Source organism: Parabacteroides caecihominis, assembly GCF_023656785.1.
In the GTDB taxonomy this organism is placed as follows: Bacteria; Bacteroidota; Bacteroidia; order Bacteroidales; family Tannerellaceae; genus Parabacteroides; species Parabacteroides segnis.
Window position 1 is genome coordinate 127,010 of record NZ_JAMOKS010000018.1, and the last position, 24,493, is coordinate 151,502.

General features: G+C 48.9%; 21 protein-coding genes and 1 pseudogene. 3 read left to right on the forward strand and 19 right to left on the reverse strand.

Features of this window, described 5'->3' with window-relative positions:
* Positions 1-180 precede the first annotated feature (180 nt).
* Both NBH14_RS16505 and gldH read left to right on the forward strand, forming a co-directional pair.
* Positions 181-1,725 carry a PSP1 domain-containing protein gene (locus NBH14_RS16505; protein ID WP_186959963.1) on the forward strand — a complete coding sequence of 515 codons (1,545 nt, stop codon included), beginning with the start codon at positions 181-183 and terminating at the stop codon, positions 1,723-1,725.
* Positions 1,664-2,176, forward strand: a complete 513-nt coding sequence (gldH, locus tag NBH14_RS16510) for a gliding motility lipoprotein GldH (protein ID WP_186959962.1) — start codon at positions 1,664-1,666, stop codon at positions 2,174-2,176. Before NBH14_RS16505 ends, gldH begins: the two co-directional genes overlap by 62 nt.
* Here the strand turns inward: gldH and rodA are convergent, their stop codons facing one another.
* From rodA to NBH14_RS16600, 18 genes are all read right to left on the reverse strand, one after another.
* Positions 2,177-3,622 (reverse strand): rod shape-determining protein RodA, encoded by a 1,446-nt coding sequence (rodA, locus tag NBH14_RS16515; protein ID WP_128135016.1) that lies wholly within the window; start codon positions 3,620-3,622, stop codon positions 2,177-2,179.
* Positions 3,612-5,492: a penicillin-binding protein 2 gene (gene mrdA / locus NBH14_RS16520; protein ID WP_186959960.1), complete on the reverse strand. Its 1,881-nt coding sequence runs from the start codon at positions 5,490-5,492 to the stop codon at positions 3,612-3,614. The genes rodA and mrdA overlap by 11 nt, the downstream gene beginning before the upstream one ends.
* Positions 5,482-5,997 (reverse strand): rod shape-determining protein MreD, encoded by a 516-nt coding sequence (gene mreD / locus NBH14_RS16525; protein ID WP_122327342.1) that lies wholly within the window; start codon positions 5,995-5,997, stop codon positions 5,482-5,484. The genes mrdA and mreD overlap by 11 nt, the downstream gene beginning before the upstream one ends.
* Positions 5,990-6,844 (reverse strand): rod shape-determining protein MreC, encoded by an 855-nt coding sequence (mreC, locus tag NBH14_RS16530; RefSeq protein ID WP_122327343.1) that lies wholly within the window; start codon positions 6,842-6,844, stop codon positions 5,990-5,992. The genes mreD and mreC overlap by 8 nt, the downstream gene beginning before the upstream one ends.
* 113 nt (positions 6,845-6,957) lie before the next feature.
* Positions 6,958-7,977 (reverse strand): rod shape-determining protein, encoded by a 1,020-nt coding sequence (locus tag NBH14_RS16535; RefSeq protein WP_007659018.1) that lies wholly within the window; start codon positions 7,975-7,977, stop codon positions 6,958-6,960.
* Between the two features lie 91 nt (positions 7,978-8,068).
* Positions 8,069-9,592, reverse strand: a complete 1,524-nt coding sequence (gene purH / locus NBH14_RS16540; protein WP_186959959.1) for a bifunctional phosphoribosylaminoimidazolecarboxamide formyltransferase/IMP cyclohydrolase — start codon at positions 9,590-9,592, stop codon at positions 8,069-8,071.
* A 168-nt stretch (positions 9,593-9,760) separates the two neighbouring features.
* A complete protein-coding gene (locus tag NBH14_RS16545; RefSeq protein ID WP_186959958.1) occupies positions 9,761-10,039 on the reverse strand; it encodes an HU family DNA-binding protein in 279 nt (92 codons plus the stop codon).
* A gap of 39 nt (positions 10,040-10,078) precedes the next feature.
* Positions 10,079-11,626 (reverse strand): hypothetical protein, encoded by a 1,548-nt coding sequence (locus NBH14_RS16550; protein WP_186959957.1) that lies wholly within the window; start codon positions 11,624-11,626, stop codon positions 10,079-10,081.
* A gap of 121 nt (positions 11,627-11,747) precedes the next feature.
* Complete coding sequence (locus tag NBH14_RS16555; protein ID WP_186959956.1) at positions 11,748-12,161, reverse strand: type II toxin-antitoxin system VapC family toxin; 414 nt, start codon at positions 12,159-12,161, stop codon at positions 11,748-11,750.
* Positions 12,158-12,412, reverse strand: a complete 255-nt coding sequence (locus NBH14_RS16560) for a DUF6364 family protein (protein ID WP_186959955.1) — start codon at positions 12,410-12,412, stop codon at positions 12,158-12,160. Before NBH14_RS16560 ends, NBH14_RS16555 begins: the two co-directional genes overlap by 4 nt.
* Before the next feature lie 139 nt (positions 12,413-12,551).
* Positions 12,552-14,711, reverse strand: coding sequence for a fibrobacter succinogenes major paralogous domain-containing protein (locus tag NBH14_RS16565; protein WP_186959954.1), 2,160 nt, complete (start codon positions 14,709-14,711; stop codon positions 12,552-12,554).
* A 159-nt stretch (positions 14,712-14,870) separates the two neighbouring features.
* Positions 14,871-15,629, reverse strand: a complete 759-nt coding sequence (locus NBH14_RS16570) for a DUF4469 domain-containing protein (RefSeq protein ID WP_186959953.1) — start codon at positions 15,627-15,629, stop codon at positions 14,871-14,873.
* Between the two features lie 105 nt (positions 15,630-15,734).
* Positions 15,735-16,049: a type II toxin-antitoxin system RelE/ParE family toxin gene (locus NBH14_RS16575; protein WP_186959952.1), complete on the reverse strand. Its 315-nt coding sequence runs from the start codon at positions 16,047-16,049 to the stop codon at positions 15,735-15,737.
* A complete protein-coding gene (locus tag NBH14_RS16580; protein WP_186959951.1) occupies positions 16,036-16,287 on the reverse strand; it encodes a hypothetical protein in 252 nt (83 codons plus the stop codon). Before NBH14_RS16580 ends, NBH14_RS16575 begins: the two co-directional genes overlap by 14 nt.
* 183 nt (positions 16,288-16,470) lie before the next feature.
* The gene (locus NBH14_RS16585; RefSeq protein ID WP_186959950.1) at positions 16,471-17,313 is read right to left on the reverse strand and encodes a virulence RhuM family protein; all 843 of its coding nucleotides are present in this window, start codon (positions 17,311-17,313) and stop codon (positions 16,471-16,473) included.
* Between the two features lie 810 nt (positions 17,314-18,123).
* Positions 18,124-18,594 carry a DNA-binding domain-containing protein gene (locus NBH14_RS16590; RefSeq protein WP_186959949.1) on the reverse strand — a complete coding sequence of 157 codons (471 nt, stop codon included), beginning with the start codon at positions 18,592-18,594 and terminating at the stop codon, positions 18,124-18,126.
* On the reverse strand, positions 18,591-20,873 hold the full coding sequence (locus NBH14_RS16595; protein ID WP_250817655.1) for a fibrobacter succinogenes major paralogous domain-containing protein: 2,283 nt from the start codon (positions 20,871-20,873) through the stop codon (positions 18,591-18,593). The genes NBH14_RS16590 and NBH14_RS16595 overlap by 4 nt, the downstream gene beginning before the upstream one ends.
* Positions 20,874-21,011: 138 nt before the next feature.
* Positions 21,012-22,679 (reverse strand): BACON domain-containing protein, encoded by a 1,668-nt coding sequence (locus NBH14_RS16600; protein ID WP_250817658.1) that lies wholly within the window; start codon positions 22,677-22,679, stop codon positions 21,012-21,014.
* A 318-nt stretch (positions 22,680-22,997) separates the two neighbouring features.
* On the opposite strand from NBH14_RS16600, the gene NBH14_RS16605 reads away from it, so the two are divergent.
* Positions 22,998-23,612 (forward strand): hypothetical protein, encoded by a 615-nt coding sequence (locus NBH14_RS16605; protein WP_250817660.1) that lies wholly within the window; start codon positions 22,998-23,000, stop codon positions 23,610-23,612.
* A 172-nt stretch (positions 23,613-23,784) separates the two neighbouring features.
* Here the strand turns inward: NBH14_RS16605 and NBH14_RS16610 are convergent.
* Positions 23,785-24,493: pseudogene (locus tag NBH14_RS16610) on the reverse strand (FimB/Mfa2 family fimbrial subunit); the annotation flags it as partial.

Below are 24,493 nucleotides of genomic sequence, written 5' to 3' on the forward strand. Positions count from 1 at the left end.
TATATTTATAATAAAAGGCTCCCAAACGGTAGAAATACAGGCTTGGGGGCCTTTCACTTTTTTCCTGTTCTTGTTTTTTCACTATCCCTTGCTCATTCTCTGAGAATATTTGACTATTTTTGCGTAATTGTACGTATCATACGTACAATACACATTATAAAACATATATATTACCGGAAAATGGATTTCAAACTAAATAAAGGAAGCTGCTGCATGGGGAAAAAGGGATGCAGCAAAATACAAAATACAAAACTGAATACCTACGATTGGCTCTGCGACGTACCTGATGCGGAAAATGCAACCGATTATGTAGAAGTACAATTCAAAAATACCCGGAAAGGTTATTTCCTGAACAGCTCCAAAATACCTCTCGAAAAAGGAGATATGGTCGCCGTCGAAGCCAGTCCCGGACATGATATAGGAACGGTAACCCTCACCGGAAAACTTGTTCTTCTTCAAATGAAAAAGAACAATATACGTACCGGAGAAGGATACGAACCTAAAAAAGTGTACCGCAAGGCAAAGCCCACCGACATCGAGAAATACGAAGAGGCGAAAGCGAAAGAGCATGCAACCATGATCCGTTCACGCCAGATCGCAGCAGACCTGGGACTGAACATGAAGATCGGTGACGTAGAATACCAAGGGGATGGCAACAAGGCTATTTTCTACTACATCGCAGACGAACGTGTCGACTTCCGCCAGCTGATCAAAGTCCTGGCCGAAGCATTCCGCGTACGTATCGAGATGAAGCAGATCGGAGCCCGCCAGGAAGCCGGACGTATCGGAGGAATCGGACCTTGCGGACGCGAACTTTGCTGCTCCAGCTGGATGACCAGCTTCGTTTCAGTGGCTACCGGTGCCGCCCGTTACCAGGATATTTCCATGAACCCTCAGAAACTCGCCGGACAATGTGCAAAACTGAAATGTTGTATCAATTACGAAGTGGACGCCTATGTGGAAGCTCAGAAACGCCTGCCCTCAAGGGAGATTGTACTTGAAACGAAAGATAACAACTACTACCATTTCAAGACAGACATCTTCAAACGCGAGATAACTTATTCTACCGACAAGTCATTTGCTGCGAACCTGATAACGATAACAGCCGAACGTGCATTCGACGTGATCAATATGAATAAGAAAGGAAGCAAACCGGTCACACTGGAAGCCGACACCAAACCTCAGCCGCCCAAACGCGATGCTCAGGACATTCTCGGCCAGGACAGCGTTACCCGTTTCGACTCGGTCAAGAAAAAGAAGAAAAAACGTCCGGCAGGAAACAATGTCAACGGTGGAAACAACGGAGGCAATAACGGCAATGGTGGCGGAAACAATGCGAACGCTTCTGCCGGTGGCGAAGGCGGCAACAACAGGTCGGCAAACAACAAACAGGCCGGTAACAGACCCGTCAACAACGACAGGCAGCAGCCGGGCAATAACGACAGACAGCCGGGCAACGACAACAACGACAGGCAGCAGCCGGGCAATAACGACAGACAGCCGGGCAACGACAACAACAACAGGCCTTCCGGCAACAACAACGGTAACAAAGGTGGTAACGCTAATAATAACGGAAATAACGGTAACAACAACCGTAACAACAATAACCGGAATAACAGAAACAGACAAAAACCTAAAGGCAATAATGACAAGCAAGCGAATAATGACAAACCTCAGCAGCAAGCTAAACCGGGCAACAAACCGGAAAATAAGCCCGAAGCTTAAAGGATTCATTGTCGTTCTCTTCATATCCTTATGCTTCTCCTGCGATCAACAGGCCTTGTACGACCAGTACCAGGCCATTGATAATACAACGTGGGGGAAGGATAAGGAATATTATTTCTCTTTTCACGTAGACGACATTTCCGTTCCCTACAACCTGACATTCGAGGTTCGTAATAATAATATGTATCCTTACCAGAACCTCTGGCTTTTCTGCAATGAAGAGCAGCCGATCGGTCCTTTGAAACGGGATACGATAGAATGTGTGCTGGCTGACGAGTTCGGAAAATGGCACGGGCATGGCATATCCCTGTTCCAGTCCAGCTTTCCGATACGGACCAACTATAAATTCGAACACCCGGGGATGTACACATTCAGTTTCCGCCAGGGAATGCGCGACAGTACATTGAGAGGAATCCAGGAAATCGGGTTCCGGGTAGAAAAGACTAATTGATCATCGCTCTCTCCGGGAAGCATCCAGGCGCAGGAAGATAAACAACAAGATTGTAAATCCCAGCAAAGAAGAGCCTCCATAGCTGAAGAAAGGCAAGGGAATGCCGATTACGGGCGTTATTCCGGTAACCATTCCCACATTTATCGCCAGGTGAAAGAAAAAGATGGAGGCTACGCTATAGCCATACACCCGGGCAAAAGTTGTATTCTGCCGCTCGGAAAGAATGACCAGCCGGATGATAAATATCCCGAACAAGATCAGCACCACAGAGGACCCGACAAAACCGTGCTCCTCTCCTACGGTACAGAAAATAAAGTCCGTCTCCTGTTCCGGCACATATTTCAGCTTTGTTTGCGTCCCGTTCAGGAAACCTTTCCCGGTCAGTCCGCCCGACCCGATAGCGATCTTCGACTGGTTCACGTTGTAACCGGCACCGCTCGGATCATCTTCCAATCCCAACGAAACTTTGATACGGATCTGCTGATGGGGTTCCAGTATCTCATCGAACACATAATCCACCGAATACATGAAGGCCATTGATCCCAAAGCAAAGGCGGCGATCAGTGCATAATGCCAGACCCAGTTACGCATAGAAAGATATACCAGGTAAACGACAGCCAGTCCGACCAACCCCATCGAAACCCAGGCAAAGTTTACGGGAACAAACAAGGACGTAATATAAGCAGCCAAATACACGATAGCCGTTCCTCCAAGCATAACCTGCAATGCCATCCTGTCCCTGCGAACTGTCGCCACAAGAAAAAAGGAGATAACCAGTATCATGGAGGAAACAATCAACTCTCCCATATCCGTCGCACCTACTACTACATCCGAAAATTTCATCGTAGTTACAAAAAACGCCACCGCACAAACACCGGCCAGCAAAATATATCCGGACATCCCCTCCCTGTACAACATCAGGAAAAAAGCAAAATAAACCAAAGCCGAGCCAGTCTCCTTTTGCAGAATAATACAGATCATCGGCAGGAAAATCAACAGAAGCGTTATAGAGAAGTTCTTGACAGTAGTCAGCTGAAATCCATAGGAATTCATAAACTTGGCCACAGCCAGAGCTGTAGCGAACTTCGCAAATTCAGCAGGTTGTATACGAAAAGAACCCAGCTGCAACCAAGAATGGGACCCCTTTATATTGGGAGCAAAAAAGATGGTCGCTATCAGCAGAACGATAATTCCCGCATAGATCAGGTAAGCAAAGACATCAAAGAAATCGCTTTCCAACATCAGTATGACAAAAATAACCACCATCGAAACGCCCACCCACATCAGCTGCGACCCCGGACGCCCATTTATATCAAATAAACTCATGCTGTCAAACTCAAAGCTGGCACCACAAATCGTAAACCAACCGGCCACTATCATCAACAAATAAAAGATGATGGTAAACCAGTCAATCGTTTTCCATATTTCAGTCTTTCTATACCCCACTATTTCCCGTAAATAAATAAACATGATCTTCGGTAACAACCGAATTCACCATTTTTTCTTCCAACGCTTTATCCTCAGGTGCAATCTCACCTTTCAGATACAATTCCATCATCAACTTTCCGATAGGCACTCCGAACGCTGCCCCGAAACCGCCATTCTGGACATATACGCAGATAGCGACTTTCGGATTTTTATAAGGAGCGAAACCGATAAAAGCGGAATGATCCTTTCCATGAGGATTTTCGGCCGTACCGGTTTTTCCGCATACTTCAATACCCGGTATCGCCGCAGCCCAACAAGTCCCTCCCAGTACTGCATTACGCATACCTTCTGCCACTATTTCATAATATTTTGAATCCACCGTCGGATAACGTTTTTCTGTATAAAGCGAATCCAAAGGGGTATCCTGTATTTCTTTTACGACATGAGGAGTAATAAAATAGCCCCGGTTGGCGATCGTTGCCGCCAGGTTACAGATCTGCAACGGTGTTGCGGTTACTTCTCCCTGCCCGATCGCAATAGATATCACCGTTGTTGAAGTCCAGCGATGATAATAATTATCATAAAATTCACTGTTCGGAATAAAACCTCTCCGTTCCCCAGGCAAATCGATTCCCAACTTATAACCGTATCCCATAGAAACCAGATGATTCTTCCAGACCTCAAAACCTTTCTGTATAGTCGGGTAACGACGGCGGCTATCCAGCATATCATGCAGTCCCCAGCAAAAATAAGAGTTACAGGAAGTTGCCAAAGCCGGAACCAGGCTCAAAGGAGACATATGCCCGTGACAAGCGGGCTTTCTTTTAGATGAGAAAGTATATCCATGTGCACAAGTATACATGGTTTCGGGCGTTATCACCCCTTCCTGTAAAAAAATCAACCCCTGTGTCGGTTTAAATGTAGAGCCGGGAGGGTAATAACCGGTTATGGAACGGTCGATAAGCGGAGTCTGAGGATCTTCTTCCAGCATCTTATGGTTTTTCCCACGTTGGCGCCCGACCAGTAAACTCGGATCATAATTAGGAGAAGAAACCATACAAAGAACTTCGCCCGTCTCCGGCTCGATCATCACGATACTCCCAACCTTATTCTTCATCAACTTTTCTCCATAAGCCTGCAAATTAATATCGATTGCAAGTTTTAGGTTCTTACCGGAAACAGGAGCTATATCGCTGTTCCCGTCATCATATTTCCCTTTGATACGACCATGCACATCCCGCAAGAGAATCTCCACGCCCTTCTCCCCGCGCAGTTCCTTTTCATAGGAACGTTCAACACCCGCGCGCCCAGAATTATCGCCTTGTACATAATAATCGTCTTTTTCTATATCCTTCCGGTTCACCTCACCGATATTACCCAGTATATGTGCCGCATAAGGATATTCATATTGGCGGATCGTACGGTTCTGGATATAAAAGCCAGGGAATTTATATAGTTTTTCCTGCAATACCCCGCACTCCTGAGCCGAAAGATGGTTCATAAACAGTTGTGGGACATACGACGAGTATCCCGGATTCAACCGCCGGTTCTTTATTTCAGCGATCCGTTTTTCAAACTGTTCTTTTGTAATACTCAGGATATTACAGAAATCCAACGTATCGAACGGCTGGATTTCGCGCATGATAAGCATCACGTCGTAAGCCGGCTGGTTATAAACCAGCAGGTTGTCATTACGGTCATAAATCATTCCGCGTGAAGGCGGCAAAGTCTTTTTCAGGAACGCATTGCTGTCTGCCCATGCTTTATAATCGTTCTCAACCACCTGGAGGTAGAATAAACGGATGATAAAGACGAGAACCAGCAGAACCACAGCGCCTATTATCACATAACGCCTGTTCTCAAGTGTATACTTCGTATTAGTCTCCACTCTTTTGTGTCTCTATATTGAATGCTTCTATTGTACAAATTAATAATGTAGTCGTTACCACACTCGCTCCGATACGGATGGCGAGGAATAACGGATCGAACAGCGTCAACGATTCGATCAGGAATAAAGTGACATGGTGGATCACCACAAATGAAAGCACATACCGGAAGAAGCCACCATAGCCAAAGGTTTTATAGGAAGGATAAATCCCCTCGGGCAAGTCCTTCCCCATAAAAAAGCGGATCAGCGGTTCACGGATAAATCCGGCCAGCGTACAGGCTGCCGCATGCATTCCGGGGGTATTTGAAAACATATCGATCACCAGGCCGATAAGGAAAGAGAAAAGAACGACCAGGTCGCGCGACGTACCCACCGGCATCTTTATAATAAAATAAAGATACAGGAACGGCGTTGCAATCCGCAGGAAATGGATATTATTCAGGATCAAAACCTGAATTAATACCAGTACAACGAAATAAACCAATCCCCGTAATAAATTAATCATTTCTTCTCGCCTCTTGTTCTACTCTTCTTTGTTCTGCCTGATTATAATTCTTGATGATACGGACATTGTTCAGTGCCTGAAAGTCCGTAGCCAATTCCACCTCCAGTGAGAAAAAGTTGTCGTCATGCTGTTTTTCAAAATCTGCCACCGTACCGACAATCAGCCCTGCCGGGAACACGCTCGAATACCCGCTTGTCACGATCGTATCTCCCTTCTGGAACTCCACATGGCGCGGCAGTTTTTCCAGGTTGGCAAAACGGATATCACGCCCTTTCCAGATCAAAGCTCCGAAATAAGTACTTCCCAACACTTTACAGCTCAACTGCGATTTCGGATTAAGCAGAGGTATGATCACAGAGAAATGATCGTTCACCGTCGAAACAATTCCTACAACTCCTCTTTCGGAAACAACTCCCATATCAGGTGCTATTCCGTCTTTACTTCCTTTGTTTACAGTGATATAATTCGAAAGATGGCTGACACTGTTATTCACCACTCCGGCTAGGATAAAACTATATGCAAACTGCTCGGTCGAATCAGGAGCAAACCCGGCAAAAGCAACCGTATCCGCCACCATCATATCCAGACGGTCCTGCAACTCCAGCAATTCCATCTCCAGTTGCCCGTTCCTTTCCAGCAATTCCTTGTTGATCTCATGCAGGTTCAAATACGATGTTACATAACCGGAAACGGATGCAATATGTCCTGTCAATACGTTTGCCGAACTGAAGATGATGTTCCGCTGGTATGCATTATTACGATAAATCAGCATCAGCGAAACAATCTCAAGCAAAACGAACAGGAACCAATGCCTCTTTCTTACCAGGAAGTCCAGCAGTTTACGCATAAATAATAATGTGCCAATTTGATAATGTGCCAATATGCCAATTAATCAATACACCGACGAATGCGTCTTTTATTGGCACATTGGCATATTGATTAACTGGCACATTATTTCCCTTATCGAATAAGGAAATTAAATTTATCTATATTCTTTAATGCAACGCCTGTACCTATTGCAACCGCATGCAACGGATCTTCTGCAATATGGAACGGGATGTTGATCTTATCCGTCAGACGTTTGTCAAGCCCGCGCATCAAAGCACCGCCACCAGCCAGGTAGATACCGTTACGTACGATATCGGCATACAGTTCGGGAGGAGTCTGCTCGAGTGCACTCAGGATAGCCGCTTCCATCTTGGAGATCGATTTCTCCAGGCAATGTGCGATTTCCTGATAAGAAACGGGAACTTCCATCGGAAGAGCCGTCATCTGGTTCGGACCATGTACGATATAATCTTCAGGAGGATTATCCAGGAACGTCAGCGCTGAACCGACATTGATCTTGATCAGTTCGGCAGTACGTTCACCCACCTTCACATTGTGCTGGCGACGCATATATTCCATAATATCAGCCGTCAGGTCATCTCCTGCAATACGGATCGATTTATTGGAAACGATACCGCCCAGCGAGATAACAGCGATCTCGGTCGTACCACCGCCTATATCCACGATCATATTGCCTTCGGGTGCTTCTACGTCGATACCGATACCGATTGCAGCAGCCATAGGTTCATAAATCATGTAGACGTCGCGTCCGCCGGCATGCTCGGCAGAGTCGCGTACGGCACGGATCTCCACTTCAGTACTGCCCGAAGGAATACAAACCACGATGCGCAGCGAAGGTGAGAACCAGCGGTGTTTCGGATTTATCATTTTAATCATGCCGCGTATCATTTGCTCGGCAGCAAAGAAGTCGGCAATCACGCCATCGCGGAGCGGACGGATCGTACGAATATTCTCGTGCGTCTTTCCGTGCATCTGGCGTGCCTTTTCTCCGACCGCCAATACTTTGTCGGTACGCCGGTCGAGGGCAACTACCGATGGCTGATCCACTACGACCTTACCACCACTGATGATGATGGTATTCGCAGTACCCAGGTCCATCGCTATTTCTTGTGTGAAAGAAAATAATCCCATAAAAATAATGTGTTAATTTGCCAATGTGCTAATGTGCCAATGAAAAGTGCTTATAATTGGCACATTGGCATATTGTCTTATTGGCATATTATTAATGTTTGAAATGACGGACTCCCGTCTTAACCATAGCCAAGCCATGTTCGTTGCAATAATCAACAGACAGCTTGTCATTTACAGAACCACCCGGCTGAATAACAGCAGTAATACCTGCTTTATCAGCTATTTCAACACAGTCAGGGAAAGGGAAAAATGCATCAGAAGCCATAACGGCACCTTTCAAATCGAATTCGAAAGCGTTTGCCTTTTCAATGGCCTGTTTCAAAGAATCCACGCGAGATGTCTGACCGATACCGCTTGCGCAAAGTTGTTTGTTCTTTACCAAAGTGATAGCGTTCGATTTACTGTGTTTCACCAGTTTATTAGCGAACAACAGGTCTTCTGTTTCCTGTGCGGAAGGTTGTTTGTCAGTCATCGGTTCCAGATCTGCGGCAGTCTGGATACTCAGGTCTTTTTCCTGCATCAATGCACCATTTAACAGTGAACGGAATTGCATCGGACACGTCTTTGCTTCCTTGCGGACCAGGATGATGCGGTTTTTCTTCTGCATCAACACTTCCAAAGCGTCTTTTGTATATTCCGGGGCGATGATTACTTCGAAGAAAATCTTGTTGATCTCTTCGGCTACTTCTTTATCGATTGCGCTGTTGGTAATCAGGATACCGCCGAATGCAGAAACCGGGTCTCCGGCCAGTGCCTCTTTCCATGCTTCAAGCACAGTCGGACGGGATGCGATACCACAGGCATTATTGTGTTTCAGGATAGCGAATGTCAGTTCGTCGAACTCGTCGATCAGGCTAACGGCAGCATCGATATCCAACAGGTTGTTGTAGGAGATCTCTTTACCGTGGATCTGGTCGAACATATCGTTGAACTTGCCATAGTATTTAGCAGCCTGGTGAGGATTTTCACCATAACGCAGGTGCATCGGCTGGTCTACGGCAGCACGGAAATGCGAACCCTCGCCTCCGTCGAAATAATTGAAAATAGCAGAGTCATAGCCGGATGAAACAGCAAATGCTTCTTTGGCGAACCATTTACGGTCTTCCAGGGAAGTTTCTGCACCCTTTTCATTCAGCACCTGCATCAGCGGCTGATACTGTGCTTTGGATGCTACGATCACTACATCTTTAAAGTTCTTTGCAGCGGCACGGATCAATGAGATACCGCCTATATCTATCTTTTCGATAATTGCCTGTTCTTCTGCGCCTGAAGCTACTGTTTCTTCAAACGGATAGAGGTCTACAATCACCAGGTCGATTTCAGGAATTTCGTATTCTGCAATCTGCGCTTTATCGCCTTCGTTATCTCTGCGGTTGAGGATACCTCCAAAAACTTTCGGGTGAAGAGTCTTAACACGTCCTCCCAGGATAGAAGGATAACCGGTCAGGTCTTCCACTGCATCGCAAGGGATGTTTAATGATTCGATAAATGTCTGAGTTCCACCTGTTGACACGAAGGTTACGCCTTCGCTATGAAGTTTCTTTAATATTTCATCCAGTCCCTCTTTATGGTATACAGAGACCAATGCACGCTTGATACGTTTTGTTGCAGCCATCTTTGTTCGGTTTATTTTAATGTTTTAGAGCACAAAAGTAGATAATTATTTTCAATAAGCACATAGGATAAGTAAATTTCTTTCCATAACAAAAGCGGGGATTTTTCATGCTATCCTGTTGATAGTGAAAAGTCCCCGCCATAAATAACGGAACGAACGCGATCCGTGTTAACGTTTATTCATTGCTCTCAACAAATTCTTACCAACCTTAAATCGGACGCTGGTACGTGGAGCGATCGGACAACTCTCTCCGGTACGGGGATTACGGCCTGCACGAAAACTCTGTTTCCAGGGACGGAAAGTGCCGAAGCCTTGCAGGACAATATCGTTCCCGTCACTCAGCCCCTCCTCCATCACCTCCATCAGTATCTCCACCATCTGCCGCGCAGCGACCTCCGTACACCCGGCCCGAGATGCCATTGTTTTTATTAAGTCTGTTTTATTCATAATTATTATGTTGTTTCTGTTATTACCGCATCATTGCCACTACGGAGCCGGAGCCGCATCTTTCGTTTGGCTGATATGCAACGTGTCGCGGGCGGTGACGTTCGCTTTGTTGCGGATCAGGAGCAGGGCGCGGCGGGTACCTTCGACGGTATGCTCGGCGACGGTGACTGTGTAGGTGCGCTTGTAGCCGGTCGAGGCTTTTGTGACTACTACAGGGGCGGATGATGAAACGGACAGCCAATCCAGATAATGTTCGTCGGCTGCTGCATCTTCCGCATCATCCGGTTCGGGAGCCAGGGCATAATCCGTGTCGAACGGGTTCACCGCGTCGAAGGTGAAGGTGGCGCCTGCCGGATCGACTGCGACGCCTTTATCCGCATCCGGTTCGAAGCCGGTAGCGAAGTTCCCCAGTTCCGGCACCACCTTCTGCGTCGGTTTCACGTTCACCGTGTCGACGGCATTCCAGTCCGTCACCTGGATATTGAAGGAGATATCCGACAGGTCCGGAGCCGGGTTGATACGGATCAGGTATCGGTGGTTACGTTCGATGATGACCGGCTGTTTGTCCTTGTCGATAAAAGGGATTACACGGCTGAACGGCGAATTGCGGAACTTGCCTTTGATCTCGACCGAAGTGGCAGAGGCGGCATCTGTATCATCATTCTCATAGACATAAAGTTCATGCCAGAGCCGTTGCTCCACCACACCGGCATCCAGCATGGCATCCGTCTGAATCGTATTACCGTTCACGTCCGTTGTTCCGTCGGCTATAGTACCGTCTTTGCCATCCTGGCTGTATGCCACGATCTTCGTAAGGTCGTTCACTTCCGCCAGGCTGCGTGTCATCAGCGGAGCCACAGTAGCAGCCGGGATCAGATAGCTGCCCGGCCGGGCATTGACGATACGTGCCGAGGTCAGCACAAAACCGTTTTCCTGATTGTCCTTATCATACGCCCGGTTCGTGATGTCGATACGGGCGGGAAGGCGTTGCATGCTAAAAGCCATCCCCGTCTCCGTCGATTTTTTGATCATCTTCGTCTCTTCGGCGTACATCACAAGGCCATACCGGTTATCCGTTTTCGGATCGACAGAAGGGACTGCCGGCATAACAGCAGCATGTAATACCGCTTCCTGCAACTTTTCGTACGTATTCAAATTGTTCGTCTCATCGAAATCGTCCGGCAGATTGGCAAAGGCAACCACGCGGCATTCAAAACCGCCGCCCTCACGCAGGATAAAAGAGCAGTTGTAACTTCCTTTGGCGTTTTCGCTGATCGTCACACTGTCTTTTTCAAGCGGCAACGTTGTCATATCGAACACATAACGCTGGAAAGGAACCATTGCACGATCCGCCTCTTTCTCCGGATAGACATAGAATGACAATTTAGTGATTGTCTTTTCTTCGTCAGTCGCACCAAAGGGATCACCCAAAGCACGGGTAGTCGTCCCGTTACGGAAAGAGACTTTCAACAGAGCCGCATCGTCTGTCGGGACAGGCGGTTCACCTCCGTTGACCGCATCCTCGGCACAGCTGCCGAGGAAGAAGCCGGCTAATAAAAAGACCGGCAGATATAGATAGTGTTTCATAAGTTTCATCAATTTATAAATTTTATCCCCTGTAAAAGATGACTGCCGGGAGGTTAGGAGATAAAAAATCCCCCGGCAGAGAGAACTGGCAGGGGATTCGATATAAAATGATAGAAATTTCTTAATGACAAGAATTCAGATATTCTTCAGGAGTCATTACTGAAGCATTAGCATTTCTAAAGTCTTTTACATTACGGGTTATGATTGTATCAATTCCACTTTCTACAGCTGAATAATATTGTATTGCGTCTTCAAAATCAGTGAATGAAGACTGCAAGGCTTTATCCACAATATCATCATTTACAGGTAAGACACGAACCAATTTTCTAAAACTACGGAGTATTAACATCGCTTTTTCCTTTCCCACCTGCCTACGAAGTAAGTAAAAGATCGTAGAAAAAGATAAAGAACAAATGAATAATTGAACCATACCTCTGTCACCCATCGCAAAAATAGGGGCAGAAGCTGAATAAAAAGGTTCGCGTTTTGCCAACAAATCAACAGCTATATTCGTATCGAGGAATAGACTTTTCATTGATATTTCTTTTCTAAATAATCAATATAATCCTTTTTATAATCGTAATCAGCCGGTATTTTAATCACACCGCTCAATTCCTTTACTAAAGGGGTTAATTCTATTTCTTTAGGAGAAACATCCGATTTTGCGACAATAGAACTGAGATACTGCTCTACCATTTTCGAAAGGCTGATATTATGCGTTTTAGCATATTCTTTCGCCTTTTCGATAACAGACTCATTAAGTTTTAATGTTAATCTTGTTTCCATAATTCATTCACTTTCCGCAAAGATAACAATTTCCAATAAGAACCTTATCTTCACCTCATTTATATTTAATCCCCCACCATGTCAAAGATCGTTATGTCACTTTCTATTTCCCCTGAAAGTAACCGAAAGAGGTAAGCTGTTATTCTTTCACGCAGCGGACAAGATAACCCGGAGCTATATCGCGTTTATCCAGAAGAGGATCTGTATTTAATCTGTAAGCCTTCCCTCCCTCGAGAGTGGCAGACCAATAGATTGCCGATCCCCCCCTGCTTTCTGATAATCCGCTATCAAATCTCCGGTCACCACCCGCAGGTAAAACAAATGCAGGAGTCGCAGCAGAAGTCCAGATACCAGTAGTACCATCAATCGCAGGCGTCTGATCGAATACAATCTGTAGTTCCTCTTTGGTAGGAACCCGCCAGCCGGCAGGACAAGGATCATTTTCTTTCGGCCAGTTTTTACCAAATACAGCATAATCGCTGAACCAAGCTGCACTGTTCATGATAAATTTAGTGGCATATTCGTAATCACTCTTCGTGGCATTCTCATAAGTAGACAGCACCACTCCCGAAGGAGCCAGATCGCCCGGTTCGCCCCCATATCTGAACGGCACCTTTCTGCCCCACTGAAAGTAATAACCGCATTGCCTTTCGTTGGCTGCTTTTTCCTCGTCTGTGATAATATCGGCATCCTTTTTTATCTGAGTTGCAATTTCTGTAGCACCGACATTCACCGGAGCCCAGATAACATCTTTTCCACTCACCTGCCCCATCGGAATCGCTGCAAACCTTGTCTCCCCATAAGCAATATTCTCTCCCTGATAAATCGTCACCGTATCCATCACCGAACCATTCGCTCCGTTAGCAATATAGAGATAACCACGATTTACCAGCGTTGCATCCAGACCTACGTTTGGTTTAACCGTTATCTCATATGTACGCGCTAAACTACTCTCCGCCTTTGTCACCACCGCTTCCGAGCGGGAGGTCACTTCCAGCCAGCCGTTGCCATCATCAGAAGAAGCATAATCCATCGTCACCCGCGTATCGAACGGACAGGAGGCTGTGAAACTGATCGTCCCTCCCGTAGCCGGGACAACGATCGTGTCGGGCATGCCGGTCAAGGCATCGAATGTGCCGAATGTATTTGTTGCCGCAGCACATGCGTAATTGCTTATCACCGGTACCTGATCCTGATTCGGCTGCACATTCACCGTATCCACCGCATTCCATTCGTCTACCGTCAGCTTATAGGAGATGTCCGTCTGGCCGGGAGCCGGGTTGATCTGTACCAGGTAACGGTGGTTGCGGACGATGGGGACGGGATTTTTTGTGATGCCGTCGGCATCCGTTACTTCGAAGGGGATCTTACGGGTGATGGTAGCGCCGTTCATCGTGCCCGTTACTTCCAGGCAGGTCGGGGCATGGGAGACGTCGTCGTTCTCGTAGGTATAGAGCGCATGCCAGGCCGCCTGGCAGACGGCATCGGCGGCTGCTTCGGTCGTCTCGTTATCGGTCGTTACTTCGCCTTTATACAGTTTGATCAATGTATTGTCGAGCCTCCAGTCGCTTACCGTCACTACTTCGGGCGAGGCATAAAGGTCGTGGGGCGTGACGTAGCTGGCGGGCTTTGCCTGCAAGATACGGGCGCCGGTCAGGACGAAAGCGTTCCTGTCTGTGCCGTACGCCTTGTTGGTGATGTCGATACGCGCCACCAGGCGTTCCATTGCAAAACTGATCTCCGCCTCCTTCTCCTTATGCAAGGCCACGGTAGCGGAAGCATACATGACAAAGGCATTCTTTTTGCCTGCGGCATATTCGCCTGTGCAGAGCGGCATCGTGGCGGTTGCCACCGTCACACTGTCGAGCAGGCCCTGCCAGGTAACGATCTGGCTGTAGTCGTAATCCTCCGGCAGGTTGGCTACGGCAACCACGTCGGCTTCGTAACCTCCGCCGGCGGTCAGGTCGACATTCGCGGTATAGGTGCCGTCGCCATTATCGACCAGGTGTACCTTGTTGGGGTCTGTGGGATAGACGGAAGCCTCCGGGGCAGGCGGATAGATTTGCAGGCCTTCGGCTTCGGTATGGACAAAGAAGGCGAGGCGGTCCACCCGCTTCTCGTCAGCTGTGGCATCGGACAGCGGGGCGCCCAATGCGCGGGTCTTCACCCCGTTGCGGATCGTTGCCGAGAGGCGCATCACGCCGTCCGGCAGCGGGTCGGTCTTCCGGCTGATCTCCTCCTCGTTGCAAGCGCAGAGGAAAAGGAGCGACAGGATAAAAGATGTTATTGAATATTTCATTTTTATTCGAATTAAAATGTTACTAAAAAAAGATATGATCTCTTCGTGTTGTGTAGCCGTCGTACGCAGTGCTGTGTACAGCGGGTACGTAACGGTTCGTACAGAGCATACGTCGTGCTTCGTACAGGCCGTACGCCCCACTGCGTACACGGCATACGCTTACTCGATCTCCGGACGGTCGCCACCGCCGCCCGCATTCGCTGTGCTCAGCAGGATCGGATATTTATAGGTACGCGGTTCCTTCACCAAAGCCGAATGGCCCTGCTGGGTGGTGACGCTGATGTAATAGTCGCCGGCAGCCAGGTCGGCGGGTACCATGACAGTCAGCCGCGAAGGATTGTTATGCACGATAACCGTTGCCTTCACCGCCGTACTCCCTTCGGCTGCCGGGATAAAATAGAAGCCGTTGGCGGCATTCGTACCGCCGATCTTAATATTGTTTCCGCTGACTACGATCGGCATGCCCGGTGTAAACGTACCGTCGTCCTTACCGGTCGACGAATCGAGGATTCCGCCGATCACCGGACCGACGATGGCTGCACCGTTCGTCACCACTACCGTTTCCAGGAGACGTTTTCTCAATGTCTTCCCTGTCGTATAGGCCACGAAAAGCGAATGTTTCGCCGGGTCGAACGGGTCGGTCGAATTGGCAAATACCCCTTTGATCTGCGGCAGGTATTGCCCTACCCCATCCACCACACTCATACCACCGGCAATGGCAAGCGACTTCTCTTCATCGGCCATTGTCAGGATGTTCTCGATAGTCTCCGCACGGTATTCCGTACGTTTCTCCACGATACGACGCGCGATATCGGCGTTATACAATGTTCCGTTGATACGCGGGCGTGCTACGCAATCACCCTCTTTTTCGGTTAACGCATTGTCATAAAGATCTGCGTATAATTTAATGTCTGACATACTGTTATGTTTTAAAAAATGTTTATTCTATATACTTGATGTCAGGGCATAAAAAATCCCCAACAGTGATATGACATGCTGGGGGAGAAAAAAGGTGGATGCTGGCTAGAAGCGATCTTTCAGCCTAATAGGATTACGGGAGCAGTGGAAAATGGCGGCTATGATGACGATGTCATCTTGTACGGTGTAATCCAGCTTGTAATTCCATTTGGTGATAAATCTAACGGTCAGATCCGGGGTACTTGCATATTCATCTTTGGCATAACCGTTCGGGAAAGTTGTAAGGCTTTTGGCAGTACGCAATAATTCACGTTCCACATGTTTTGCACACGTATAACTTTCGTTTTCAGTAATGTATTGTACAATGTCATTGAGATCGGCTATGGCTAAATCGGAAAAGACAACTTTATAGTTCTGCATACTTATGACCGGTCTCTTCACACAGCTCTTCAAGACTCTTATAATGCCCTTTGGCATATTGAGCGATACCAGCGTGCACACGTTCCCGATATTGGGCGCGTGTAAGAGGACGACCATCGGCGGCATATGCTACCGTCTGGTTCTCATAATCATTTATATGAGAAATAAAATCGTGTTGTTCCGAAGGAGTCATACGGATAAACGAATCATACAAATTTTTCACAGTCGTAGTTTCCATCTTCTTATAGGTTTTATTTGTTTGACAATGATGCAAATGTAACCAATTATTATAGAGACGCAAACTGTTTGACGAATAAAATCAATGTATCAAAAAAATCTCCCCCAACATGTCAAAGAACGCTATCCCTTACGGGATCGGAACGATATATGACATGTTGGGGGAAAAATAACTCACCTTTTCCTATAAACGACCCAGCAACTCCTGTATATCCAACTGTATCCTGGAGAAGGCGAACCATTTTTTGCCTAAATCCTTTAAGGAGGCACCGATATGGTACAGTTCTTTTTCGTCTACGATCAGGAAACGGTCATGCGACTGATTAAACTGGCGGATATCGATCGGTTCGTATTGCGAATTATGACGCTGCAAATCCAACGAGAGTTGCTTGGATATCTGCGCGGTATAAATCGTAACCGTTACTCCGGGAATACGCTTGGTGAAAAGTGTCAGCACGGTGTCATCTATGTAATTATCGATCAGGATAAGAGACGTTGTAGCCGTACGAATCAGGTCGGCTACGAACTTGTAAGCATCGAATAGTTGACCATCATAGAAAACACCTTCTACCGGAGGCAAAGAGGTTTTGATGAAAAAGTCAAACTTTTCATCATATTCAGAAAATTTGAAATTCATTCGTTGTTCGAGAAGTTCTATTCGCTGATTGATTGTATAGCCTTTCAGTAGATATTCTTTCAATATTTGGTTAGCCCAGATACGAAATTGTGTTCCACGTTGTGATTTAACCCGATAACCGACTGATATAATGACATCAAGGTTATAATAATCTACTTGATAAATTTTATTATCAGAACCAGTTGTTGCAATTTTTGCAACAACTGAATCTTTGCTGAGTTCTCTCTCTTCAAATACATTCTTAATATGCCTTGAAATAACAGATTTATCCCTCTCAAACAATTCAGCTATCTGATTAAGGGAAAGCCAGACAGTTTCATCTTCCATTCTCACCTCTAGTTGCAAGGTATTATCAGACTGATAAACAATGATTTCTCCTTTATTCTCCATAATTAATGAATTTTGGTTCATACTATGGAGGCAAAGGTATTCAATTCAATGGATATACAAATCTTTTGTCCTGATTATTTCTATATTCTGTCGGAAGCAGTTGTCAAGTAATCCTTGACTACTGAATCTTTTTAATTGTTTTCCAGCGTTACCTATATGTTCCAAACAATTCAGGAATCTGCGCCTGTGTTAACCATACCGACAGATATAATTACATCCAGATTATAAAAATTAGTAGGTTTGGTAGAAAAATCGGAAATTCCGATTTTTCTCTTTGTCTCATCTTTTATCAGATATGAGTGTTTGTTTATAGCAACTGGTTGTACCTGGCTCCCCTCTCGAGAGGGGGAAGGGGGTGTGTCATATCCCCGCCATACAACCACCATAATCAGAGTCACTTGACTATTACAGGTTCATTTGCCGTCTGCTTCAGCTGACGGTGTACAAGTTGTTTCTCTCTTTTGGCTTCAGCCACATTTCTCCTAGATAGAAAACTGTAAGAAATGGGACTAAAGTCCAATGAGATAGACACTTTACTTATCCGTCAGCTGAAGCAGACGGCAAATAAACCTGTAACAAGGCTGGTTTTATTGACTGGCTTTAACACACCCCCTACCCCCTCTCAAGAGGGGAGACAGTTACAACCAGTCAATAAACAGATGATTCAATTATTTCTATAAGCGAACTGTTCGGAAATTCCGAACAGTTGCATCTATTATTATTTTCCCCCAACATGTCAAAGAACGCTTTCAAGAAATTAGCCCGAGGGCTGTGTTGTCATCCCGGATCAAGTCCGCCATGACAGAGAGGTTACGGGCCGCCTTTGGGGGTGTCGCCTTTCGGGGCACTGTCCTTCGGGGCACGGACCTTCGGGGCACGGACCTTGGGTACGGCTTCGCCACAGATGTGGACGCTGATTTCGGAGGAGGCTTTGCGGGCGGCGGGGCCGGGGGTCAGGCGGAAGGAGACCGGGAGGCGGCCGGGGGCAAAGGTGCGGCGGAAATCGGAGGGGACGATGGTGCCGCGGATGGTGGGCGACCAACGCATCTGCGGCGTGGCGATATGATAGCCTTCGGTCGCGGCGGCGATGCATTCATCCAGAAAGAGATTCACCAAAAAGGCGTATTCCCGCTGGGAGAAGGCAAAAGGCAACCGGGAGATACGGGCGATGATATCGCCGATATCCAAACGACCCAACGAAAGAGCACGCAGGTAGTAAAAAGGACCGACGGGCTTCTTCAAGGCGTTGCGGTAAGCATAAGCGCGGAGGATTGTCTTCATAATGTGGGGGTTTGTTCTTGGACACAACGGATGGGCGCGGCTTTGAGTTTTGGAAACACCAATTCACCTCTTTTAGAAGCGCTTACGTATACAACTACTGTTTCTTTCTCACTTACGGACAAGGAAGAAAAGTAATATACCTGTCCTTGAGAAGTAAACACATGCCCACCTACATCCGCTACTAGTTCACCTGAAGTGGCCAATGTTATATTTGAATCATTGATTATTGCAGAATATATCTTAGGAGGACCACTAGACACTACTTTAGTAGTCACTTTATCCATTATTTTATCCAACTCTTTTTTTGTTGTAACCCGCCAACCGGGAGGACAAGGGTCATTCCTTCCTTTTATAGGAGTATCCTCAGTTCCGGCATTCCATAATTCAGAATCAGAATCACTTGACCACGAACCGTTGAGAGAGCCATTCCCAATGTATACATTCCGATACTCTTCTCTATTTTCATCAGCAATTAATATAGGTCCTCTAATAGCTTTTATTCTATTTCCCATGTATTTTACCCCAGTCTTTCTTCCCCATTGAAAGAAGTAACCGATCTGTTCAAAATTAGCCTCATAAACTTCGTCTGTTTCAGATGAACCTACATCTCTAATCCCATCCGCAATCTTTGTCGCCCCTATATTCACCGGAGCCAAAATGATATCCGAACCATCATCCCTTTTTGCTACCGCTTCCGGCTCAAAGTCCGTCCCCGGATAAGTAACCACATGCCGTACCAGGATCGTATCACATTCCACCTCGCTCCCTCCGTTATGCACTAATAGCATCGCTTTACGCGTTACGCCGCCATCGAATTTATTGAAAGTGACCTGAAAACTGTTCCTGTAGCTATGATCCGCTTTCGTCACGATCTCCGTACTGCCGACCTGCTCCACGGTCAGCCAGTCGCCTTTCGTGCTCCAGCTATCCGTATGGCTGTCGTAGTATTTCACACGGACACCGGGGGCAAAGGGACAGGTCGCTTCAAAGGTTAGTTCACCGTCCTGCGTATAATAGACATCATACGTTTTTGTGACGTCACTAATCAGGTTCGGGGTTCCGTTACCTCCGATATTCGCAATCTCCGGCACCTCCGTCTGGTCCGGCTTCACATTCACCGTATCCACCGCATCCCATTCCGAGACGGCGATGTTGAAGGCGATGTCTGTCTGGCCGGGAGCCTTTACGATACGTACCAGGTAGCGATGGTTGCCTTCTACCGGGAAGGCGTTGCCCTCCTTATCCACGAAAGGGATTTGACGCGTGATCTCCGTGCCGCGGAACGTTCCTTTGATCTCCAAAGCGGTCGGGGCATGCTCCGTGTCGCTGTTCGGATAGGTGTACAGAGTGTGCCAGGCGTATTGGAGGGTGGCGGCTTTCGCATCGTCGGCTGTGGTGACGGGGACGGCTTCCGGTTCCTGCGTCGGGTCGGTGGCGATGTCTTTGGTGGTCGGCTTGCCGTAGAGGATTTCCGTGCCGATGCCGATGATAGCTGCCCAGTCGCTGGTGGTCACTACGTCGGGCGTCACGTCCGGTTTCGGCACCACGAAGGCGGCGGGCTGGGCATGCAAGAGACGCGCTGAGGTCAGGAAGAAGCTGTTTTCGGGACCGGTGGCGGCGTTGGCGGGGATGGTGCCCGCAGCGTAGGCTTCGTTGGTGATGTCGATACGGGCCACCAGGCGTTGCAGCACGAAGGAGAGCGCGTTGGTTTCCTCTTTCTTCAATTCCTTGCGGATGTCACCGTACATGACGAAGGCGTTGCGGACTGCCTTATCGGTTTCAGCGGAACCGGGGAGGCAGGCAGGCATCGTGGCGGCATGGAGGGCGACGCTGTCGCAGAGGCCCTGCCAGGTGACGATCTGGTTGTAGTCGTAATCGGCCGGGAGGTTGGCGATGGCGATGATGTCCGCCACGTAACCGCCGCCGGCTGTCAGGGCGACGGTGGCCTCGTAGCCGTCGTCGGGGGTGCCGGAAAGGTAGACGGCGTTCGGATGGTCGGCGGCGGCCACGTCAGGGTCGGTCACGTCGTCGGGGACGGGCGGGTAGACTTGGAAGCCGTCTTCGGCGGTATGGACGAAGAAGGCGAGGCGGTCGATGCGTTTCTCTTCCTTGCCCGAGGCGAAGGGGTCGCCCAGGGCACGGGTGGCCACACCCGAAGAGAGCCGGACGGAGAGGCGCAGGCCGGAGTTCGGACCGGTTGGGCCGTCGACGCCGGAGATGTCTTTCTCGGCGCATGCGGCGAGGAAGAGGGAGAAGAGGAGGAATATGTATTGTTTCATAAATCTTTTATTTATTGAGTTATAAACTGGTGGTATTCTGTCATGGCGGACTTGATCCGCCATCTCATCCTTAATATTATATATCAGTTAAGGATAAGATCCCGGGTCAAGCCCGGGATGACAGGATAGTGATATTTATCAGGGCACCGGGGTTGCTTCGATACCGGCCTGGTAGATGGTCAGGACGATAGTCGGGTTGGTATCTCCATCCGGATCGTCGGTGCCATCGGCTTTGTGGTTACATTTGATTGTGACCGTTGCACTGCGGGCGGGGGCACCGGCTCCGGCTACTCCTCCCGTTTCCGTTTGGGCGGCGGCGGAGATTTTCAGGACCATGCTGCCGCTGCCTGCGGTGATGGCGGCATCGGTGGCGTCGGAGGCATTGCTGAAAGAGAGCCAGTCGGCGGCGTCGGCTGTAACACCTGCACCTACTCCATTCACGGCGGTCACTTTCCAGTTGTCGTTGGTGATGAAGCGGACGCCCTGGGCGGAGGCGACAGAGGCATAGTCAATATGGTTGCCGGTTACATGGCTGTCGTCCAGGGTGATGACCGGAGTGGTCGACAGCTTGGTTACGGCGATGGTGTACTCGGTGTCGCCGACGGTCAGGATGACATTGCCCGTGCGGACGCTGGCGCTGTCGTTGGCGGTCGTGCCGATTTCGATGATGGCGTCGCCTGTGCCACTCATGACACGGCGGTCGAGTTTATTCAGCGAATAGGCATCCAGCCAGTTACGGTATTCCGTATCGGCTACGTCGTGGATACGCCAGGTGCCGTTGGTGGTTAACTTGATGCGGTAGGGTTCCTTCGTGTAGTTCTCTTTCGGGAAGGTTACCGTGTAATGCTCAGTATCAGCGCCTTGTGCCAATGCTACAAAACCGGCACCAGGCGTATAACCATCTGCGGTTGCAAGTGTTGCCGTCACTGCCGCTCCCTCCTGCACGACAACCAGGTCACGGTAGATCGTTTCGTCCTGGCGGTCATAGAGACGGATTGTTCCGGTGCGGCGTATGCTGTCATTCGCTGTCAACGATACTTTGAAGGCTTTACATTGTTTGTTCAATACTGGGCCGTCGGTGATCTTGATCCAGGTGGAGTCGATGCGGTCGACACTGAGCGACCATTCCTGGGTGGTGGCGGTGCTGTCTACTTCGATTTCGATATCATTGTAGGGATCATTTGCCAAGAAAGTCGGTGCACCTCCGCCGGGTAACATCAGCGTATCGGCCTTTTCGGTAGTACCGACATTGTTAGTCGTTCCGTCGGTCGGACGGCTGACAATCTGATAGGTTGCGGCATCTTTTGCCGACAATTTTCCGATATTTACATTCGTTGCCGCTCCCGCTTTCTGCGTCACGATCAGCGTCTGCATGATGGAAGGACGTTGCACGTTACGGAAGACCAGTGTTCCGCGGCGTTCCTTATTATAAGGGTTCGCCTCCTGCGGTTTTACGGTGGTCAGGGTACCGACAGGGAGGTCGGCGGTGATATTCGTAGTCGTGTCGATCCATTCGGCGTTGTAGCCTTTTAAGAGTTGCCATTCGCTGATCGCCTCTACTTTGACGTTGACGGGGACAGACGCATCGCCGCCACGGGCTGCCGGGATGTTCAACTGCTGGCCGGGACCGGGGGTGACATCCACTAGCGGAAATTCCACACAACTCAGTTTGATCGTACCTTCCGACATTTCGTAATCGACGGTGTCACCGATCAGCCAGTCCTGAACGGTGATGGTGGCTTTCAGCGTTGTCGGGTCGAGGTCGTTGATCTTGATCAGGTACTGGTTGTTGGGTTTTACGATCACGGCATCTTTCGTGCGGTCGGCATTGTTTTTATACAGGTAGACATTGTAGACTACACCGGCGCCGGTCTTCTTCGTTTTACCGTAAAGGGTCAGGTAGAAGCGGTCCGCTTCGGCGCCTTCACCGTCGGTTCCGCCACCGTTGTTCAGGTCCGGATAGAGGTAGAAGACGCTCGCGGCACGGCCGTTGTTGGCGTTCGGGTAGCGGGTGAAGTCGAACTTGTTCATCGACGGGATCAGGGCGTCAGCAGGAGTAGTATAGACGTACTCGCTGTTTTTCATCGCCTTGAAATTAGTTGCCTTGTTGACCAGAGCGGACGGGTGGACGTTGTTCAGTTCGATGCTTTCGATCACCAGGTCGCTCGTCTCGGCATAGTTCTCGATGTCGAAGCGGGCAACGATGCGTTTGAGATTGACTGCGCGTTTAGTCACGGTGCTGCCGATATTTACTTCGTAATCGTTACCCTCGACCGGTCCGGCTGTTCCTTCCTTGATCTCTATCGAGTCGACCGCCGTCATGATCAGCGGGCAGGCCAGTTGGCTGGCGGTGGTCAGGAGGTTCGTTTTCATTTCGAGGAACTGGGCTTCGGTGGATTCGCCCAGTTTCAGTTTGTCCAGGTCGTGCTGCCCGATGGCGTTGGCGACGAAATAGATTTTCTTCTTTCCCAGCCCGCTCAGCTGGATCTGGGCGATTTTGTCGGTCGCGTCGACAGCCAGGTCACCGCCACCCACCTTGAACTCTTCGGCAAAGACGGTCTTTGTGGAGTCGTAAGGGGTGTCGGCATGTTGGTCGAAGACATAGACCGAGAGGCTGTCGAGGGTGGATTCGGCAACCGAAGCCGGCAGCTTATCCAGAGGGTTGGGGTCCGCCTTGCTCAGGGGGACGCTTCCACGGGCAAAGTCTTTCAGAGAGAAGCCGAAGGCCGTCTTGCCTGATTCCGGTTTAAGGCCGCCTGCGCCGCCACTGTCGATTTCATCGTCCGAGCAGCCTGCTAATAATAGGGCTGCTAACGCATACATTAAATACTTTGTTCTCATAACACAATTTGTTTAAATTAATACTGAGTGTTTATTTAATTTTCAATTCTCAATTCTCAATTTTCAATTCTCACATCGCTCCCCCGATCGTCCCCCCGTCCTCCCAGTCGCTGATGCCCGTGAAGAGGACGGAGATGTTATCGCCGTCGATTTGGAGGGTGATGGAGAACTCCTGACGGATGTTGCGGGAAAAGGGGATGCTCATTTCACGGAAGAACTCCGAGAGGTTCACTTCACGGATCAGCGGGCGGTCACCCGACCAGATGCGGAAAAGAAGCTCCGTGTTGTCCGTATAGCGGTAAGTCACGAGGTCGCCTGTGACCGTGCGGTTCGGGCGCATCGAGGCTTTTGTATAATGGTCGCAGAGACGGGTGTCGTCCATGCGGGGGATGTTATAGAGGGTGCCCGAAGACGCGGCGTAGCCTGGAAGGGCGGTGTTGACGCGGTCGGCGATGTCGAAGCCTGCCGCCGCGGGGATGCCGCGGAGGGTGAAAAAGAAGTCGTCCGTGTTCGGCGGAACGTCGCGCAGCCACTTGGCGGTGACACGCAGCAAGGCGTGGGCGTGGGTGGTGTTCACGCGTTTGCGGACGATGCCGGAGCGGGGGACTTCCAGGATGTCGGTGGCGTAGTATAATGGCTCGGTGTTGGGATAGCTTTGACACACCCCCTGCCCCCTCTCGAGAGGGGAAAGGGTACTTTCAGATGCTATGTCGTTGTGCTCCAGGCGGATTTCGTTCAGGGTCGTTTGGCCGATGATGGCGGGGACGATGCGGCTACGG